The sequence below is a fragment of the Vibrio sp. AIC-3 genome (assembly GCF_013114515.1).
GTDB classification, from domain to species: domain Bacteria; phylum Pseudomonadota; class Gammaproteobacteria; order Enterobacterales; family Vibrionaceae; genus Vibrio; species Vibrio crassostreae_C.
This window is the reverse complement of record NZ_VTXG01000011.1, coordinates 38,893-56,864: the sequence shown is the minus strand read 5'-3', so window position 1 is coordinate 56,864 and position 17,972 is coordinate 38,893. Positions and strand designations below refer to the sequence as shown.

Below are 17,972 nucleotides of genomic sequence, written 5' to 3'. Positions count from 1 at the left end.
CCTAGTCATAACACGTGAACGGGTTGTGGTTTCGTGTCTAGCTCTTGGGAGTGTTGTTAGGAGTCAAAAGAGGTCGTGTTTTACGGAAGGCATTTTTTACGCTGATTTTTCCCTCTTTCAGGGTAAACACATCAACCATACGAGCTTCGATGACAGTGCCATCAGGGTTAGTCGCAGAGAACGTTGATTCACTTACCGCGCGGTCACCACACACAAAGTGGACAGGGTCGCTCCAAGCTGCATCTGGAAAGTTCTGCCAAACCAATTCAAAGCTATTGCGAACGGCTTCGTACCCTTCGATAGTGTTGCCAAGTTCGCCTTCTCCAGCCACGGTGTGGAAGACACAGTCTTCGGTCATAAACGACATTAGCGCTTCAATATCATGGTTATTCCATGCATCACTAAAAGACTGTAAAAAGGCGGTGTCGACTTGGTTTTCCAGCACGAATGTCGCTGCATTGGTTTGCATATTCATATTCCAGAATCCTTTATGTTTTCGTTATTGGTTTAAATTTCAGTAGCTTTGCGCCACTTTTTTATTAGAGTGTTTAAACTAGATCTGTGAAATTTAACAACTTGATAACAAGCTTCGCCACTCTAACTTCGAGTTACTTTATAAACAATCTTTAAGCTCACAGATTTCATCTTTTTATAAATTAATTAGTGCTCTAATTTTATTTACACAGTCACTCACTAGATTTATACGAGGTCTAAATAAAATAATTAGAAATATTAGACTTTAGTCGAAGTCAAAATCTTGATGGTACTTTCGGCCATACTGCTCAAGCTGGCGATCATGAGTATTAACTTGTAATTCGATATTACCCTCACCTTTATTAATTGCTTGATTACCATCTACATGGGCTTCATTTTTCAAATCAGCCAGTTTCTCTTCAATATATTCTGTCGGTTCATTTAAAACATTCATGGAGGTTAATTCCTTTATCAGGTTTACTTTCGCTGATGGAAGAATATGAACGGACACTAGACCGTTTGAATATTCTTTCTCATCGTACAAAGGCTGAATGGCATCATTGCCACCTTCCTTAAATGGGTGAATGGAATACCACTTATCCTTTCTTTGCTCTTGCTGATCACAATCAGCCACATTGAATATCTGAGTCTTATTGAAGTCACATGGTGAGTAAAAAACACTAACCTTATGATAATCAATGGCTTTAATAATATTGATACAGTCTTTACTTTGGCTATGACATACAGACCACAGCGCATTAATCAGGTTATCTGTCCACTCAAGTAAACGGGTTGGAAACCCCTGTTTCTTGGCTAAACACATCAATAACCAATCGTTTATCTGGTGTGTATTCAACGAATGCCCGCCATAAACCCTCACGGTCGAAAGAAACTCTTGTTCGACACGGCGAATATTCTTTCGATTTGAGCGACCTAAGCTTGGCATCAAGTTATTATTTTCATAATCACACACGTTATAAATCAAACCACGATGCCCATTACACTCTTTAATGAGTGAATCGATTATTTTATACAGCTCGTCGAGTGAGCTTATATAATGTTTATTTTTCACAACATACATACTACGGTTCACTTAATTTAAATTCGGTAAGATCCAAATATAAACAACCCTATCAATCGATGATAAAAATCAACCAATAATAACGATTGACCAATAATAACGATTGACCAATAGTCAACTAGTGTCGTTATTTTATTTTTTCTAAAATGATAATAAGTATATATCTTCATAAACAAGTATCAGTATTAGAACCATTCACTAAGTAGCTATGAGTTAATGGTCGATTAATAATAACGAGTAACAAAGTTTATATAGCAATAACCACTTATTTCCCTAATGAACATTTAATTAGTGTTCTAATGTTTAACTGGAAATTATTGAACTAAGCGTTTACGTTCTTCACCTAAGTACTTGCCAATACCCGTTGGTATTGCCCGACCACATTCTCGATAGCACTTTCTCTAACACTCTCGAGATATCTGCCGCCGGACAAATTTCCTATGACTTACACGTAATCTTTGTATTTATCTAGGAAACGAACCGGTGTTGATAGTGCATCTCGGCGGAACGGGTCGCCCAACTCCTGAGTACACATGATTTCAATGATGGTTGTTTTGCCTTCGTTCATCTGCATGTCGATGGCTTTTTGCAAGGTTGGACCTACATCTTCAAGCTTATCAACCGTGATACCTTCAGCACCCATTGCTCGTGCAATCTCTGCAAAGCTTTGGTTTTCAAGCTCACCGGCAACAAAGCGTCGGTTGTAGAAGTCGACTTGGTTCTTCTTCTCCGCACCCCATTGACGGTTGTGGAATACCACGGCTGTCACTGGAATGTTATGGCGAACACATGTCATGGTTTCCATCAAGCTCATGCCCCACGCACCGTCGCCTGCATATGAAATAGCGGGGCGATGAGGTGCCGCTGCTTTCGCACCAATGATGGTCGGGAATGCGTAACCACAGTTACCGAAACTCATTGCAGCAAAGAAGCTACGTGGTTTCTCAAAGCGTAAGTAGCTGTTTGCCACTGAGTTGATGTTACCGATATCCGTCGAGACCATTACGTCTTCTGGCATCGCTTTTTCTAGCTCACGCAATACTTGGCGTGGGTGTAAGTATTCGCCACCAGAGAACGGAGTCTCGTGTGAGTTTTCCTCAATCATATCCAAGCTGAAAGAGTCACGTTCGTGTGTCCACTCATCAAGCTCTTTTTCCCAAAGTGCTTTTTCTGTAGCGACGGTATCTTGGCGAGCGCCTTTGTTGTTGTCACACAACAGTGCACGACCTTCCAACCTTTCAGATAGAGCAACCGCTGCTGCTTTTGCATCACCACAGATACCAACCGAAATCTTCTTAACCAGACCAAGCATCTTGTTGTCTGCATCAATCTGAATGATTTTCGCGTTCTTCGGCCAGTAGTCCATGCCATGTTGAGGCAAGGTACCAAATGGACCAAGACGTGTACCCAAAGCGATAACCACATCCGCTTGAGCCATCAACTTCATTGCTGCTTTCGAACCTTGGTAGCCTAAAGGACCACACCATAATGGGTGACTAGCAGGGAACGAGTCATTGTGCAGGTAGCTGTTCACTACGGGTGCGCCTAATCTTTCTGCCAGTGCCGCACACTCTTGAACTGCATCAGCCATTACCACACCGCCACCAGAAATGATGACTGGGAATTTCGCTTCAGCTATCAGGTCTGCTGCTTCATTCAGAGATTTCTCACCACCTGGACCACGGTCTAAACGCGCGGGTTTAGGGATCTCGGTTTGAGTTTCACCGTAGAAATAGTCACGTGGAATGTTCAGTTGAGTTGGACCCATTTCACTCATCGCACGGTCGAAGCATCGACCTGTGTATTCCGCCATACGATCTGGGTGCGTTACGTGTCCTTGATACTTAGTAAACTCTTGGAACATTGGAAGCTGGTTACATTCTTGGAAACCACCTAAGCCCATTGTTTTAGTGCCTGTCTCTGGCGTCACAATGACGACCGGGCTATGTGCCCAGAACGCAGCTGCAATTGCTGTTACACAGTTACTAATACCAGGGCCATTTTGCCCGATGACTACACCGTGGCGACCCGATACACGAGAATAACCATCTGCCATGTGGGCAGCGCCTTGCTCGTGTACTACTGGAACCAATCGAATGCCAGCAGGAGCAAAGATATCCATTGCGTCCATAAATGCCGACCCCATGATGCCGAACATATCGGTAACATCATTAGCAACCATAGTTTCAACGAACGCTTCTGATGGTGTCATTGTTACTGTGCCGGAAACAACCGTACGTTTTTCTTGCTCGCTCATTCTTCCATTCTCCTTGAGTTAACCAAAATTTCATTTTTCGGAATGAATTGTCTCTTTTTCGAATTCAATTTCACCTTAGTAGTAGAATTTTTGCGCGTCAACTTTTTATATTAAATTGGAACAATTCATTCTAATTAATAAAACTGGATCACATTATTGGTAGTTTTTCGTACAAAAAGTGCCGTTAACTTAGGTTGAGCTGTTAATAATCGACGACATAGCGCAATAGCTGCGACAAGTAATGGGTTATATAGAGGGAAGAATGATGAAAGAGTCGGAATTGATACCAACGCGACAAGTAAGTGTAAGAGAGTGCTTTGGCATCGACAGCAACCTAACGGTGATGGCGTTTGAACATGCGGGAGAGTATGTGCCAAAAATCGATCCTAACTACTGTTTTGATCCTGAAGTGACGCTGGCCATATTGGCGGGGTTCACTTCAAATCGTCGCACCTTGATACAAGGTACGCACGGGACGGGCAAGTCTTCTCACATTGAACAAATTGCCGCGAGATTGAACTGGCCATGCTTGAGGATCAACCTAGATGGGCACTTAAGCCGATTGGATTTCATTGGCAAAGATAGCATCGTCATTAAAGATGGAATGCAGGTGACAGAGTTTAAGGAAGGCATTCTTCCACAAAGTATCCAGCAACCCATCGCATTGGTATTGGACGAATACGACGCGGGTCGACCTGATGTGATGTTTGTGATTCAGCAACTCTTAGAGCAAGACGGCAAATACAATTCTCTCGAGCAAAACCGCGTGATCACTCCCCACCCTTCTTTCCGCCTGTTTGCTACGTGCAACACGCTTGGCTTGGGTAATTTTTCAGGTTTGTATTCGGGTACTCAAGTGCTTAACCACAGTCAGTTAGATAGATGGAACATCATCGCTACGCTCAACTATTTAGACCCACAACATGAAACCAAGATAGTGTTGTCAAAGCGCCCGGAGCTAAACGATGAAAGCGGTCAACAATTAGTAGAGAAAATGATCGCCACCGCTGGTTTAACGCGTAACGGGTTTCGGGCTGGCGACCTTTCGACTGTGATGTCTCCGCGTACAGTGCTCACTTGGGCTGAAAACATCCAAATATTCGACGATGTAGCGACGGCATTTAGGCTTTCATTCTTAAATCGCTGCGAAGACGAAGAGAAAGAACTGGTTAGCGAATACTATTTCCGTTGCTTTGGTGAAGCCTTGGAAGCGCATACTCAAAATTATTCGCACTCGGAGTCGTAAACCATGGCCAATATTTCTTCTCAGCAGAAAAAGATCCTCGATATTGGTGTGTCTGTCGCCAGAGCAATCAGTGGTGAACTCGATCTGAACTATCGGGGAGAACGACTCTATAAAGGCAATAATCCCTGTTATTACCAGTCTGCCCACACCAACGATCTCACCTTTGTATCTCGCCACGAGCTGAAAAACAGTAAGCTTTCGATGCAAGGCAAGATCGATTCATCGGCATTACGACTCTTGCTTTCAGATGCTGATCTTCACTACTCATTGCGACCGAAAAACGAGGTCGAACGTCTGTTATATGACTTCTGCGAGCAGGTGCGAATTGAATCGCAAGTTCCATCTTATCTAAAAGGCGTTACCACCAGCATTCAGTTCAACTTTGCGTATTGGAGCGACCAATATCATCAGAATGGCTTCACCGAATCACGAATAGGCATGTTGCTGTTTACTCTGATGCAAGTCATCCACACCCGCTTAACCGGTGTTCCGGTTTCGGAACCCATTGCTGAGACCATTGAATCGACTCGCGCCGGCATCGTGCCTACCTTCGGTCACAGCTTTAAACGCTTAAAGCAACATAGAACAGACCAAGAACAGTTTGCACACAGTGCCAATGAGCTTGCAGCCCTTGCACAAGAGTTAATCATCCAAGAACAGGAAAGTGATAACTCACCCACACCAACCGTTGAAGAAGACATCAAGATCCTTGCACCGCTTGCCTTGATTGTTGATGGTGACATTCAAGATCAAGACGTCGATACCGACATCACAGGCAGTAGCAAGGTATTCGAGTTGTCGGGCGCCAATTATCAGGTCTTTAATTCAGAATTTGATCAAGTCATCGCCGCAGACAAACTCGTCAGGCGTACCCTATTACTCGAACTGAGACAAAAGCTAACCGATGACATCATGGCGAGACAAGTCAACACTCGCCGTTTAGCCGCTATGCTTACTAGCTTTGTTGCCACACCACAGAGGAACCGACGTCAGGACCATTTAGAAGAAGGCATTGTTAACGCCACCACCATCACCAAGCTCGTCACATCGCCATTGGATAGCACTGTCTTTTATCAACCTGACATCGGTACATCTCATCAATGTGCCATCACATTTTTGATGGACTGCTCTGGCTCAATGCAAAAGCACAGTCACAAGCTAAGCCTACTGATTGATACAATTCTCAAATCCGTTGGACTGGCCAACATCCCTTTCGAGATTATTGGCTTTACGACCAATAACTGGAACGGTGGCAAGGTCTATCGGCAGTGGCTTAAACAAGGCCAACCAAAGCACCCGGGCCGCTTAAACGAAGTTCGGCACATCGTGTTTAAGGATTTTGATACCCATTGGAGACGTTCTCGACTTGGCATTGCGAGTCTTCGTAAAGCCGACATCTTTAAAGAAGGGATTGATGGCGAAGCGGTTCAGTTCGCGAGTCATCGATTGCAGCAGCACACCGCCCAGCGAAAGGTTTTGATTGTGTTCTCAGACGGCTGCCCGATGGATACCGCTACCAGTACCGCCAACGATCAGTTCTATTTAGATAACCATCTCAAACAGGTGATTGAACGTGAGTCGACCAAAAACGGTATTGAGATTCATGGTGTGGGAATGGGAGTGGATTTGAGCCCGTACTATCGCAGCAACATCACGCTAGATGTACAAGAGAGCTGCTTGTTTGGGCTATCTAGGAGCATATTTGAGATGCTAAAGCGTGTTTAAACAGGGAAGCTTAGGCTAGCGAATCACTAGCCTCCTTTGTCGAGAATGGTTTTACGAGGAGCCAAACAACGACCATGCAGAGACAGCCATCAAATATCCGCCTATCAGCATTAACACCGTAAACACTAGCTTTCTGAGTTGATCATTGGACAACGGCGGTGGAAAACGTCGAGCAAACATTGTGACAAGCGCCACCAGAGGAACAGCAATAGCCGATAACCACAATATGCTTTGTTCCATGTCGCCTGCCGCATAGACATTGACAGTACGGGACATCGACGTACAAGCGAACACCATCAGCAGTGTGCTTCGCACCAGATCGAGCGTAAAAGGCTGCCGATAGAGATGATAAACAATCGGTGGACCTGCCATCCCAAATAATCCCCCCGCTAACCCAGAGCTAAATCCTGAGACAAGGAAAGATACGGTTGTCGAACGGACCGTTCTAGTTTTAGGTTTAAACATAAAGCTCAAACCAGCGAACAACACCATGGCACCCAATAGCCCTCGTAGGATTTGGGTTGCCGACTCGCTCAACGCGTCCAGCAAGTACACGCCCATCGATACGCCGGGAATAATACCGATGACTAACACCACCAGAATCTTGAGTTCCCCAAGCAGTGGCTTACCCATCAACGCCACCAAGCAATTGAACAAGGTCACAATACTGACCACCGCGGCTATAACGGGTAGGGATACCAAATTAAGGCTGACCGTTAGCCCAATCACAATGATACCGAGACCAAATCCAGTGACAGTTTGGAAATAAGTACCTACCGCAATGGTGGCAAGAATGGCGAGTAAAACAGGTAACTCCATTAGCTATCCTAATTAGGTTATTTGGGGGTAAATATGAGTGCAAGATTCCGCATTAGTTTAAGCAACGAGTGTTAATACCGGAATTCAAACTCCGACTCTTCTCTTTCTTCAACATCAGCTTCAGAGTCAGCCTTAGAGTCAGATGCTTTCCCTTGCTGCGCTTGTACCGCGGTAACGGCAATGACATTAAAGATATCTTCGGCACTACAGCCTCTGGACAAGTCATTCGCTGGTTGATTCAGCCCTTGCAGCAACGGGCCAATCGCAACAGCCCCACCTAGCCTTTCCGCAAGCTTATAACCGATATTACCGGCTTCTAAGTTAGGAAATATCAACACGTTAGATTGACCTTTGACCTCTGAATCAGGCAACTTTTTCGCCGCTATTTCAGTGACAATCGCCGCATCTAATTGAACATCTTGGTCTACAGCGATTCCCGGGCAACGCTGTTTAACTATCTGCGCAGCACTGCGCACCTTGTCTACCGACTCATGTTTCGCGCTACCATTGGTAGAGAATGAAAGCATCGCCAACTTAGGCTCTTCCATTAACAATGCCTCAGCACTTTGAGAAGCGGCTACCGCAATCGATGCCAGCTCGGTTTCAGTGGGGTTAATCACCAAACCACAATCGCTGAAAATCATACCGCCTTTAAGATTATGGAAAGGCTCACACAGCATCATCAAGAAGAAACTCGACACCAATTCGCTGTCCGGTGCAGGGCCGATAATCTGCAGCGCAGCTCGCACCACATCAGACGTGGTATAAACCGCGCCATTAACTGTGCCGTCTACCAGTCCTTCCCTTACCATCAAATTGGCAAAAACAAGTGGATCTTGAACCAGCTCTAGGGCGTCATCATAAGTCATGCCTTTAGCTTTTCTTAATGTATACAGCCGCTCAGCGAGCACTTCTTTGAGTGACGACGCCTGTGGAGAAACAATATGAATGCCAGCGAGGTTAATGTGGTGAAGTTCTGCAGCAGCGATGATCGCCGATTCATCGCCCACAAGTGTGATGTGAGCGAGCTGTTTGTCGATTGCTATTCTTGCAGCAGCTAGCACTCGCGGGTCCTCCGCTTCACTCAAAACAACGCGCTTACGATCTAAATGAGCTTTATCAATAATCCGTTCAATCGCCTTCATCTTTAAATTCCATTTATTGAGATTAATTGTTCCATAATTTATATTTATATTATTGGAATAACAAAAAAGGTCAAATTTTATTCAGATAATTGAAGAATAATGATTTGGTATGTACACTCTTAGGCATAGACATATCGCAAGGATGAATCACTGTATGCAAACAGAAACACCGCAAGTTCAAGGGGATACACCGACCCTCCGACTTTTTGCACTATTAGAGGTGATAGCGCAAAAAGACGAGTTTATTTCTCTGCAAGGTTTAGTCGAAGAGACCGGATTGCCAAAACCCACGCTGCACCGAATGCTTCAACAGTTAGAAGCGGCGGGCATCATTCAAAGAGATGGCGACGAAAAGCACTACAGCTCAGGTATTCGACTCAGAAAACTTGCCGAAAACCTACTTTTGAATAGCACCATGCACAGCGCGCGACGCACTATCCTTGAAAACCTTCGAGCAGAAGTCGGCGAGAGTTGTAACCTGACCGCTCTTTCAAGTGGCGAAATCATCTATCTCGATCGTGCTGAAACTGAAGCCCCCCTTCGCTTTCACCTGCACCCCGGCTCTCGCGTTCCCGTGCACTGCTCGGCTACCGGCAAACTGTTTTTAGCACACATGTCTAAGTCGCAGCGCAGACGATTAATTGAAAACGTGCCGCTGACTCAATACACCGTGAACACGATTACCGACTATTCGACTCTAGAGAAAGACATCGAAGAAGCGAAAATCCAAGGTTTTGCTATTGATGATGAAGAGTTTTTGCCAGGCTTAGTCTGTATCGCTGTGCTGATACCCTCACCAACAGGTCAATCAAACCTAGGCCTAGCGATACAAGCACCTGTGATTCGAGTGAAACCGGACGAAGCAATAAAATTCTTGCCCGCACTTCAAAAAGCAGCAAAAGCATTAGCGAAGATAGAAGCAGACAACTGGGCGCAAGAATAACCTTGGCAGGCTAAAGCGAATCATCAGCACTGCATAGACATCAACTCAATAACAGCACCAACACGTGTTAAGTAATCATCAAGAAGGAATCACATGCTAGAAATTAATAACCAGCGCTTACTCTCTTTTATGGTGACAGAAGCGAATAACGCGGTTGCCGTGACCAATCCAGCAACGGGTGAACTCATCGGGCACGCACCGGTATCATCAAAAACAGAGTTAGCGAGCGCGATTGAACGAGCTCATTTAGCACAGAAAGAGTGGGCAAAAATTCCTGCTAAATCTCGTGCTGCACTGCTTCATCGCTGGCACCAGCTGATCCTTGAAAACAAAGATGACCTTGCTCGAATCATGACAATGGAACAGGGTAAGCCGTTAGCCGAAGCGACAGGCGAAGTGGTGTATGGCGCGAGCTTCATTGAGTGGTTTGCAGAAGAAGCAAAGCGCACTTATGGTGATTCCATTCCTAGCACAGTCGCTGGCAAACGCTTGGTGACCATCAAGCAGCCTATTGGTGTCGCATGTGCGATTACGCCATGGAACTTCCCGATTGCAATGATCACTCGTAAAGCGGCTCCTGCCTTAGCTGCGGGTTGTAGCTTTGTCGTGAAACCTTCGGATGAGACACCGCTTTCTGCGTTTGCTGTGATTGAACTGGCTTATCAAGCGGGTATCCCTAAGGATCTACTTCAAGTCGTTCTTGGTGAAAGCCCTGAACAAGTGGGCAACCTATTCACTTCGCATCCGTTGATCAAAAAAATCTCTTTCACTGGGTCGACCCGTGTGGGCAGCATTTTGATGGCTCAAGCTGCAAAAGGCATCAAACGCACCTCTATGGAGCTTGGTGGCAATGCACCTTTTATTGTGTTTGACGATGCTGACATCGACGCGGCCGTTCAAGGCGCAATGGCGTCGAAGTTCCGTAATGCAGGTCAAACATGTGTCTGTGCAAACCGATTCTACGTTCACAGTAAAGTGTACGATGAGTTTGTGGCTAAATTCGATCAAGCGGTTCAGCAGCTTAAGATTGGTAACGGTTTAGATGAGGGTGTCACGATTGGACCTGTTGTCAGCCTGAATGCGAAGAACAACATCCAAGCTTTGATAAACCGAGCGATTGAACAAGGTGCTGCGCCTGTCACGCCAACTCAGGAGCTTAATGGGCTTTTCATTCAGCCTGTTGTTCTTAAAGATGTAAAACACAGCATGGACATCGTTCAACAAGAGATATTTGGCCCAGTCGCGCCTGTGATGAAATTCGACACGGACGAAGAGCTTATCGAGATGGCCAACGATACGATTTATGGTTTGGCGTCTTACTTCTACAGTCAGAACATCCACCGAGTGTGGAACATTGCAGAAGCGCTTGAGTACGGTATGGTCGGCATTAATGATGGTCTAATCTCAACCGAAGTCGCGCCTTTCGGTGGTGTGAAACAATCAGGAATTGGCCGTGAAGGTGCGAAAGAAGGCATCGATGAGTACATGGACATTAAGTATCTTTGCTTTGGCGGAAAATAAGGTTGGTAGTAACTAAGTTCTGGCAGTGATTAGGGCTCGGAAATAATTAAGTCTTAGTGATCACTAACCTGCCCCACTTTCCACCTTTCCCACCACAAAAATGAATCAAAAAAAAGCCGCGCTATAAAAGCGCGGCACCTTGGGCTCGGTTAAAGGGGGTTTCTTTTTTTAGTATTTTACATTCTCTGTTTTTGTTATTGGGTTGCTTCTCTATCCCTGCGCTTTCAGTTTTAGACGCATAGCATGCAGCACTGGCTCGGTGTAACCACTAGGTTGAGCGCAGCCTTCGAATACCAACTGACACGCTGCTGAAAATGCGATGCTGTTTTCAAAGTCAGGTGCCATATTGCGGTAGCTCGGGTCGCTAGCATTTTGCTCATCAACCACTGCGGCCATGCGCTTCATGGTTTTCATTACTTGGGCTTCATTACAAATTCCATGACGTAACCAGTTCGCAATGTGTTGGCTCGAAATACGCAGCGTAGCGCGGTCTTCCATCAAACCTACATCGTTAATATCTGGCACCTTAGAGCACCCTACGCCTTGGTCAATCCAACGAACCACGTAACCTAGAATACCTTGCGTGTTGTTATCCAATTCGTTTTGGATATCTTGAGCTGTTAGCTTTTGATTACCTAATAGCGGAATAGTAAGGATATCGTCTACATTGGCTCTCACTCGCTCACGAAGCTCTTTCTGGCGGCTTGGTACACTCACTTTGTGATAGTGCAGAGCATGCAAAGTCGCAGCAGTTGGAGAAGGTACCCAAGCCGTATTCGCGCCAGCTTGTGGGTGTCCGATTTTCGCGTCCATCATCTTCGCCATATTATCTGGCTCTGGCCACATACCTTTACCGATTTGAGCTTTACCTTGCAGGCCACAAGCTAGGCCAAGATCAACGTTTTGATCTTCGTATGCGCCAATCCAAGTCATGGTTTTCAGCTGTGTTTTAGGCGCAAATGGCCCGGCTTCCATACTGGTGTGAATCTCATCACCCGTTCGGTCTAAGAAACCGGTATTAATGAACACAACACGATCTTTAGCCGCACGAATACATTCTTTCAGGTTGACCGAAGTACGACGCTCTTCATCCATAATGCCAACTTTGATGGTGTAGCGGTCTAAACCTAAAGCATCTTCAATGCGACCAAACAACTCATTGGTAAACGCCACTTCTTCAGGGCCATGCATCTTAGGTTTTACAATGTTGATACTGTTTGCGGTCGAGTTTTGGTAAGCGCTATTGCCTTTTAAATCATGTATCGCGATTAGCGAGGTGATCATACCATCCATAATGCCTTCAGGTACTTCATTACCTTCGGCGTCAATGATCGCAGGGTTGGTCATTAGGTGACCCACGTTACGTATAAATAACATGCTGCGGCCTTTGAGCGAGATCTCACCGCCAGTGACACTGGTGTATTGGCGATCTGGATTCAAACTACGAACGATGGTTTTGCCGTTTTTCTCTAGCGACTCTTTCAGGTCACCTTTCATCAAACCTAACCAGTTACGGTAAGCCAATGCTTTGTCTTCACCATCAACTGCAGCAACCGAGTCTTCGCAATCCATAATGGTTGTTAGAGCGGCTTCGACTAATACATCTTTAATTCCCGCCACATCGACGCTACCAATCGGTGCGCTCGGGTCAATTTGAATTTCGATGTGCAGATTATTGTGTTTAAGAAGAATGCACGAAGGGGAACTTGCGTCACCTTGATAGCCAATGAACTGGTCGCTATCAATGAGAGTGACTTCTTCGCCGTTATCGAGTGTCGCTATTAATTTATTGCCGATGCTAGCGTTACTGATGCTGTATTTGGTGACGTCTTTATGGGAGACGCCGTTTAATGGCGCTGCGTCATCAAGGAACTCGCGAGCATAAGTCACTACTTTAGCGCCACGGGCTGGGTTAAAGCTTCCGCCCTTTTCCGCGCCATCACTTTCACTGATCACGTCCGTTCCGTAGAGCGCATCATATAGGCTGCCCCAACGCGCATTGGCTGCGTTAAGTGCAAAGCGTGCGTTCATGATTGGCACCACAAGCTGCGGCCCTGCTTGTGTTGCGATCTCAGGTTCTACGCTCGCTGTCGTCACTTGAAAGTCATCGCCTTCAGGAACCAAATAACCGATCTGCTGTAAAAACTGTTTGTACTCCACAGGATCTAGCGTTTGCCCAGCACGCTCTTGGTGCCAAACGTCAATTTGATGTTGAAGATCTTCACGCTTGATAAGCAATGCGCGATTTTTTGGAGCCAAATCTTCAAGGATGGTTGCAAATGATTGCCAAAAGTCTTCAGCGACAATGCCTGTTCCAGGAATCACCTGCTCATTAATTAATTGGTAGAGGGTGCTATCAATGTTCAAGCTTCCCTGTTGAATACGACTGCTCATAAAATCTCTCTCAAACTAATTTATGGCTACTCAATAAATTTTCGTGACTAGCTCAAATTTACTTTACTGACTTAAACTTACTTAACGGACATGAATTTAGCTAATTTATGCCGGTTATATTGGATATTCATATAAAAAATACCCTAAAAACTGTGTTATTCCGTTACTCCACTCTCGATTTCGTTAGCGACACTTTTAATCAAACGACGCATCCACTGGTGGTCTGGATTGGTTTGTAACAATGGACTCCACGCCATCTTCACCTCAAAGGGTTCAATCGCAAATGGCGCAGGCTTGATCAACAATCTAGGGTTATTGCGCTGCAGTTGAGCGGCTTTGGTAGGAATAGTCAGGATCAGGTTCTTCTGTTGTGCGAAGAGAATCGCCGACAAGTAGTGTCGCGTAAACACCGTGATGTTACGGGTTTTACCAATGCGCATTAGTGCTTCATCTATCCAACCAAGCTTTTGTGCTTCGCTTGGGTTTATCCCGACTCCCGTTCCCATACCAGTCTTACTTACCCAAATATGTTGCGCCTTTAAATAAGACAAAATATCGAAATTGTCGGCTATCGGGTTGTCACAACTAAATAGACAAGAAAACCCGTCGTGCCAAAGGCTCATCTGGTGAAACGACTGAGGAATATCGTCAAATCGGTTGATAATTATATCAACGGTACCTTGCTCTACATCCTGATAGCTCACATCACTTGGCGTCATTATATCCAGTCGTATTTTCGGTGCTATCTCGCTCAGTTTTTTTAATAGCGGCTGAATAATGGTCGACTCTGCATAGTCACTCGCCATGATACGAAACACGCGTTCACTGTCTTCTGCATTAAACTCTGTGGTCGGCTGCAGTGTCTTCTCTACATTCGCCAAGATGTTTCGAATCAGTGGCTGCAACTTGTGCGCGCGTTCGGTCGGTATCATCCCTTCACTTGTTCTCACTAATAGCGGGTCTTCAAACAGATCACGCAATCGGCGAAGGCCATTACTCATGGCTGGTTGAGTAATACCCAATTGATTTGCTGCTCGTGTAACGTTTCTTTCACGTAGCAACATGTCTAAATACACAAGCAAATTAAGGTCTATACGAGCAATATTCATAAGAAAAATACCGAATATAATAACTATAAATTAACAAAATTATCACATGCGTGGTTATTCTTTGTCCATAGCAAAGTTTTAATCCAAGCCAATTTGGCAACCATACCCCACGTGAAACTAAGGAATAGTTATGTCGCAAATTACACAAGATATCGAAATGATAGAAGTTGCAAAAAGCGCTGCAGGTGCTCCATGGGATGCAATCAATGCTGAATCTGCTGCTCGTATGCGAGCTCAAAACAAATTCAAAACAGGTCTAGATATCGCGCAATACACGGCAGATATCATGCGTGCGGATATGGAGGCTTACGATAAAGACAGTTCTCAATACACTCAGTCTTTAGGCTGCTGGCATGGTTTTATCGGCCAACAAAAGTTGATTTCTATTAAGAAGCACTTTGATGGCAAGACAGACCGACGCTACCTATACCTATCAGGCTGGATGGTTGCAGCACTTCGCTCAGACTTTGGTCCACTTCCAGACCAATCTATGCATGAGAAAACATCGGTTGCAGGCCTAGTAGAAGAACTATACACATTCCTGCGCCAAGCTGATGCACGTGAACTGGGTGGTTTATTCCGTGAGCTAGACGCTGCACGTGAAGCGGGCGACGTTAACCAACAAGACCTTATCCAAGACAAAATCGACAATCACGTAACACACGTGGTGCCAATCATCGCCGATATCGATGCAGGTTTTGGTAACGCAGAAGCGACCTACCTAATGGCTAAGCAGATGATTGAAGCAGGCGCATGTTGTCTACAAATTGAAAACCAAGTTGCCGATGAGAAGCAATGTGGTCACCAAGACGGCAAAGTAACGGTTCCACACGCTGACTTCCACGCAAAACTTCGCGCACTTCGTTACGCTTTCCTTGAACTAGGCATCGACAACGGCGTTATTGTTGCTCGTACCGATTCTCAAGGTGCTGGCCTAACAAAAGAAATCGCAGTAGTGAAAGAGCCGGGCGACCAAGGTGATATCTACAACTCATACCTAGATGTTGAAGAGATCGATGTTGCAGATATGGCAGAAGGCGACGTTTGCTTTAACCGTGACGGTAAGCTAGTTCGACCTAAGCGTCTACCTTCAGGCTTATACCAATTCCGCCAAGGTACTGGTGAAGACCGTTGTGTATTCGACTGTATTGAAGCAATCAACGCGGGTGCTGACCTACTATGGATTGAGACTGAGAAGCCACACATCGGTCAAATCAAAGAGATGATGGACGGCGTACGTGAAGTTCACCCTAATGCGAAGCTGGTTTACAACAACTCTCCATCATTCAACTGGACGCTAAACTTCCGCCAACAAGCATACGATGCGATGGTAGCAGAAGGTAAAGATGTTTCAGCTTACGACCGTGCTAGCCTAATGAGTGCTGAATATGACGAAACTGAATTGTCTAAACGAGCTGATGACAAGATTCGCACATTCCAAGCGGATGCATCTCGTGAAGCGGGTATCTTCCATCACTTGATTACTCTACCGACTTACCACACTGCAGCGCTGTCAACCGACAACCTTGCAAAAGAATACTTCGGTGACCAAGGCATGCTGGGCTATGTTGCAAATGTTCAGCGCAAAGAGATACGCCAAGGCATCGCATGTGTTAAACACCAAAACATGTCTGGTTCAGACATCGGTGATGATCACAAAGAATACTTCGCGGGTGAGAATGCACTAAAAGCCGCGGGTGAAGCGAATACGTCTAATCAATTTGATTAACCGCTAACGCTAAAGCCTCCCCCGTCCTTCTCTCTTACTTAGGTAAGATCCGGGGGAAGGCTTTGAGATAAAGCTTGTACTGCCAGCTTTATCTCAAAGCCTCAGATTTGTGTTCCACACCACGGTTAACCGAACAACTTCTGTTTAAGCTAACTGTATACGTATTTGTTCAGATTCCTATTTGTTGAGATTTTTATTTGTTGAGAGTGCCTATGACTTCAATACCTACACACCTACAAGATGCAAAAACACTGTTATCAGAGAATGGTTTCGCGACGGGTGATACTTGGTATCACGGCACATCTTCCGCTTTATTGGCTTCTATTCAAGGCCAAGGTTTAAAACGTTCTGGAGACAAAGCGCTCAACGAAGCAGCTTCAAAAACTATGGCGACCATCGGCAACAACTACACCGAATCGGTTGAGCCAGTGTTTCTCACCCAGAGCAAAGAACTGGCATATTACTGGGCTCAACAAACCGTTCGTGAGCGAGGCGTTCGCTTCGAAGGTGAAGAACAGCCTATCGTATTAGCGGTAAACTTATCTGAAAAGCAACGTCCCAAAGTAAGACCGGACGTAGGAGCAATGAGTCTATTGATGATGAGTGTGGGCGAGCAATTCATGTCTCACCTCACTGAAATTTATCAAGCCAATAACATTGCAGGCCCCGACATCGAGCTTCGCACTGCTGATCGCATGGACTACCTCAATAAACTCGGTATGGCCTACATTGATGAAGACATCAGCAGTGCTTGTGTTCAGGAGTTAGCTGAGCCCGAGTTGGCCGACTGAAAACGTTCAACAAATCAGTCTTCTTAAAAACAAAAATGGCTCCCAATACGGAGCCATTTTTATTTGCTATAAGCCTATCTCACAAGATACAGACGCATCTAGATTATGAGCACAGAAGACCTTTCTGTGCAGGTTGCGTCATTTCGATGTCACCTTGTAGAGAACGGTAAACGATGGTGTTCCACACTTCACCATTATCCATTTCAAACTCAATAGCGTAATTCAAACCCGCGACAACCTGAGTTCGAACACTCAAGATCTGCTTGAGATCAGCTGAAGTGTTCATTTGGCTAAGAACTGCGTTTAAAGCTTGCTTAGCTTCTGGTGTTATCTCACTTTTCGACCAACCACCCGTCAGGTTTTTAGTGCTGCAGATGGGGTTCGCATTCTCTTGCGGTTGAGTTGGTACTTCTGATTTCTGACTACACCCAGCTAACGCCACGACACTAAACAAGGTTGCTGTTCCAAGTAATGATGTTAATCGTACGTTCTTCATAAATTCTCTCTACCTCAATCATTTACGAGGGATTACTCGCAATAATGTTTCATATGCAGGCAAGCTTAAACCTCGAATGTCATCACTTCATCAGAGATTATGGTGTAACTACTCTATAAACACAGGAGATTGTCAGGAAAACAAGACGAGCACTGGAGCTCTGCTTTTATCCACCTGATATTTAAATCATTAAAATGAGTAGCGAGAGAATAAGCGAGTAATAATACAGACATAATTAATCA

The 17,972-nt window shown here is 45.2% G+C and carries 14 protein-coding genes; 6 read left to right on the top strand and 8 right to left on the bottom strand.

Annotation, left to right across the window (positions count from 1 at the left end; genetic code table 11):
* Positions 1-37 precede the first annotated feature (37 nt).
* From F0229_RS10010 to xsc, 3 genes are all read right to left on the bottom strand, one after another.
* The gene (locus tag F0229_RS10010; protein ID WP_016767899.1) at positions 38-475 is read right to left on the bottom strand and encodes a nuclear transport factor 2 family protein; all 438 of its coding nucleotides are present in this window, start codon (positions 473-475) and stop codon (positions 38-40) included.
* Between the two features lie 264 nt (positions 476-739).
* Complete coding sequence (locus tag F0229_RS10005; RefSeq protein ID WP_171732746.1) at positions 740-1,555, bottom strand: FRG domain-containing protein; 816 nt, start codon at positions 1,553-1,555, stop codon at positions 740-742.
* 445 nt (positions 1,556-2,000) lie between these two features.
* Positions 2,001-3,812 (bottom strand): sulfoacetaldehyde acetyltransferase, encoded by a 1,812-nt coding sequence (gene xsc, locus F0229_RS10000; RefSeq protein WP_171732745.1) that lies wholly within the window; start codon positions 3,810-3,812, stop codon positions 2,001-2,003.
* A gap of 262 nt (positions 3,813-4,074) precedes the next feature.
* Between xsc and F0229_RS09995 the strand changes: the two genes are divergently transcribed.
* Positions 4,075-5,058: a MoxR family ATPase gene (locus tag F0229_RS09995; RefSeq protein WP_171732744.1), complete on the top strand. Its 984-nt coding sequence runs from the start codon at positions 4,075-4,077 to the stop codon at positions 5,056-5,058.
* Between the two features lie 3 nt (positions 5,059-5,061).
* Positions 5,062-6,783 (top strand): cobalamin biosynthesis protein CobT, encoded by a 1,722-nt coding sequence (locus F0229_RS09990; protein ID WP_171732743.1) that lies wholly within the window; start codon positions 5,062-5,064, stop codon positions 6,781-6,783.
* A gap of 51 nt (positions 6,784-6,834) precedes the next feature.
* On the opposite strand, the gene F0229_RS09985 is transcribed toward F0229_RS09990, so the two are convergent.
* Positions 6,835-7,602: a sulfite exporter TauE/SafE family protein gene (locus F0229_RS09985; RefSeq protein ID WP_171732742.1), complete on the bottom strand. Its 768-nt coding sequence runs from the start codon at positions 7,600-7,602 to the stop codon at positions 6,835-6,837.
* Between the two features lie 71 nt (positions 7,603-7,673).
* Positions 7,674-8,747: a phosphate acetyltransferase gene (pta, locus tag F0229_RS09980; RefSeq protein WP_171732741.1), complete on the bottom strand. Its 1,074-nt coding sequence runs from the start codon at positions 8,745-8,747 to the stop codon at positions 7,674-7,676.
* 154 nt (positions 8,748-8,901) lie between these two features.
* Between pta and F0229_RS09975 the strand changes: the two genes are divergently transcribed.
* Together F0229_RS09975 and F0229_RS09970 are read left to right on the top strand one after the other, a co-directional pair.
* Positions 8,902-9,690 carry an IclR family transcriptional regulator gene (locus tag F0229_RS09975; RefSeq protein ID WP_017064281.1) on the top strand — a complete coding sequence of 263 codons (789 nt, stop codon included), beginning with the start codon at positions 8,902-8,904 and terminating at the stop codon, positions 9,688-9,690.
* Positions 9,691-9,783: 93 nt separating this feature from the next.
* Positions 9,784-11,211 (top strand): NAD-dependent succinate-semialdehyde dehydrogenase, encoded by a 1,428-nt coding sequence (locus F0229_RS09970; RefSeq protein ID WP_171732740.1) that lies wholly within the window; start codon positions 9,784-9,786, stop codon positions 11,209-11,211.
* A 210-nt stretch (positions 11,212-11,421) separates the two neighbouring features.
* Here the strand turns inward: F0229_RS09970 and F0229_RS09965 are convergent, their stop codons facing one another.
* Both F0229_RS09965 and F0229_RS09960 read right to left on the bottom strand, forming a co-directional pair.
* Positions 11,422-13,605 carry a malate synthase G gene (locus tag F0229_RS09965; RefSeq protein WP_171732739.1) on the bottom strand — a complete coding sequence of 728 codons (2,184 nt, stop codon included), beginning with the start codon at positions 13,603-13,605 and terminating at the stop codon, positions 11,422-11,424.
* Positions 13,606-13,760: 155 nt separating this feature from the next.
* Positions 13,761-14,714: a LysR family transcriptional regulator gene (locus F0229_RS09960; RefSeq protein ID WP_009845781.1), complete on the bottom strand. Its 954-nt coding sequence runs from the start codon at positions 14,712-14,714 to the stop codon at positions 13,761-13,763.
* A gap of 130 nt (positions 14,715-14,844) precedes the next feature.
* Here F0229_RS09960 and F0229_RS09955 point away from each other — a divergent pair, with 130 nt between their 5' ends.
* Positions 14,845-16,443: an isocitrate lyase gene (locus tag F0229_RS09955; RefSeq protein ID WP_017059981.1), complete on the top strand. Its 1,599-nt coding sequence runs from the start codon at positions 14,845-14,847 to the stop codon at positions 16,441-16,443.
* Between the two features lie 212 nt (positions 16,444-16,655).
* Positions 16,656-17,234 (top strand): hypothetical protein, encoded by a 579-nt coding sequence (locus F0229_RS09950; protein WP_171732738.1) that lies wholly within the window; start codon positions 16,656-16,658, stop codon positions 17,232-17,234.
* Positions 17,235-17,337: 103 nt separating this feature from the next.
* On the opposite strand, the gene F0229_RS09945 is transcribed toward F0229_RS09950, so the two are convergent.
* On the bottom strand, positions 17,338-17,730 hold the full coding sequence (locus tag F0229_RS09945) for a cystatin domain-containing protein (RefSeq protein ID WP_017059983.1): 393 nt from the start codon (positions 17,728-17,730) through the stop codon (positions 17,338-17,340).
* Positions 17,731-17,972 lie beyond the last annotated feature (242 nt).

What these genes read in the sequence shown, in the direction of transcription:
- F0229_RS09955 (WP_017059981.1), top strand. Translation starts at nt 14,845, where the DNA reads ATGTCGCAAATTACACAAGATATCGAAATGATAGAAGTTGCAAAAAGC.
- F0229_RS09970 (WP_171732740.1), top strand. Translation starts at nt 9,784, where the DNA reads ATGCTAGAAATTAATAACCAGCGCTTACTCTCTTTTATGGTGACAGAA.
- F0229_RS09945 (WP_017059983.1), bottom strand. Translation starts at nt 17,730, where the DNA reads ATGAAGAACGTACGATTAACATCATTACTTGGAACAGCAACCTTGTTT.
- xsc (WP_171732745.1), bottom strand. Translation starts at nt 3,812, where the DNA reads ATGAGCGAGCAAGAAAAACGTACGGTTGTTTCCGGCACAGTAACAATG.
- pta (WP_171732741.1), bottom strand. Translation starts at nt 8,747, where the DNA reads ATGAAGGCGATTGAACGGATTATTGATAAAGCTCATTTAGATCGTAAG.
- F0229_RS09985 (WP_171732742.1), bottom strand. Translation starts at nt 7,602, where the DNA reads ATGGAGTTACCTGTTTTACTCGCCATTCTTGCCACCATTGCGGTAGGT.
- F0229_RS09965 (WP_171732739.1), bottom strand. Translation starts at nt 13,605, where the DNA reads ATGAGCAGTCGTATTCAACAGGGAAGCTTGAACATTGATAGCACCCTC.
- F0229_RS09990 (WP_171732743.1), top strand. Translation starts at nt 5,062, where the DNA reads ATGGCCAATATTTCTTCTCAGCAGAAAAAGATCCTCGATATTGGTGTG.
- F0229_RS09950 (WP_171732738.1), top strand. Translation starts at nt 16,656, where the DNA reads ATGACTTCAATACCTACACACCTACAAGATGCAAAAACACTGTTATCA.
- F0229_RS10010 (WP_016767899.1), bottom strand. Translation starts at nt 475, where the DNA reads ATGAATATGCAAACCAATGCAGCGACATTCGTGCTGGAAAACCAAGTC.
- F0229_RS09960 (WP_009845781.1), bottom strand. Translation starts at nt 14,714, where the DNA reads ATGAATATTGCTCGTATAGACCTTAATTTGCTTGTGTATTTAGACATG.
- F0229_RS09995 (WP_171732744.1), top strand. Translation starts at nt 4,075, where the DNA reads ATGATGAAAGAGTCGGAATTGATACCAACGCGACAAGTAAGTGTAAGA.
- F0229_RS09975 (WP_017064281.1), top strand. Translation starts at nt 8,902, where the DNA reads ATGCAAACAGAAACACCGCAAGTTCAAGGGGATACACCGACCCTCCGA.
- F0229_RS10005 (WP_171732746.1), bottom strand. Translation starts at nt 1,555, where the DNA reads ATGTATGTTGTGAAAAATAAACATTATATAAGCTCACTCGACGAGCTG.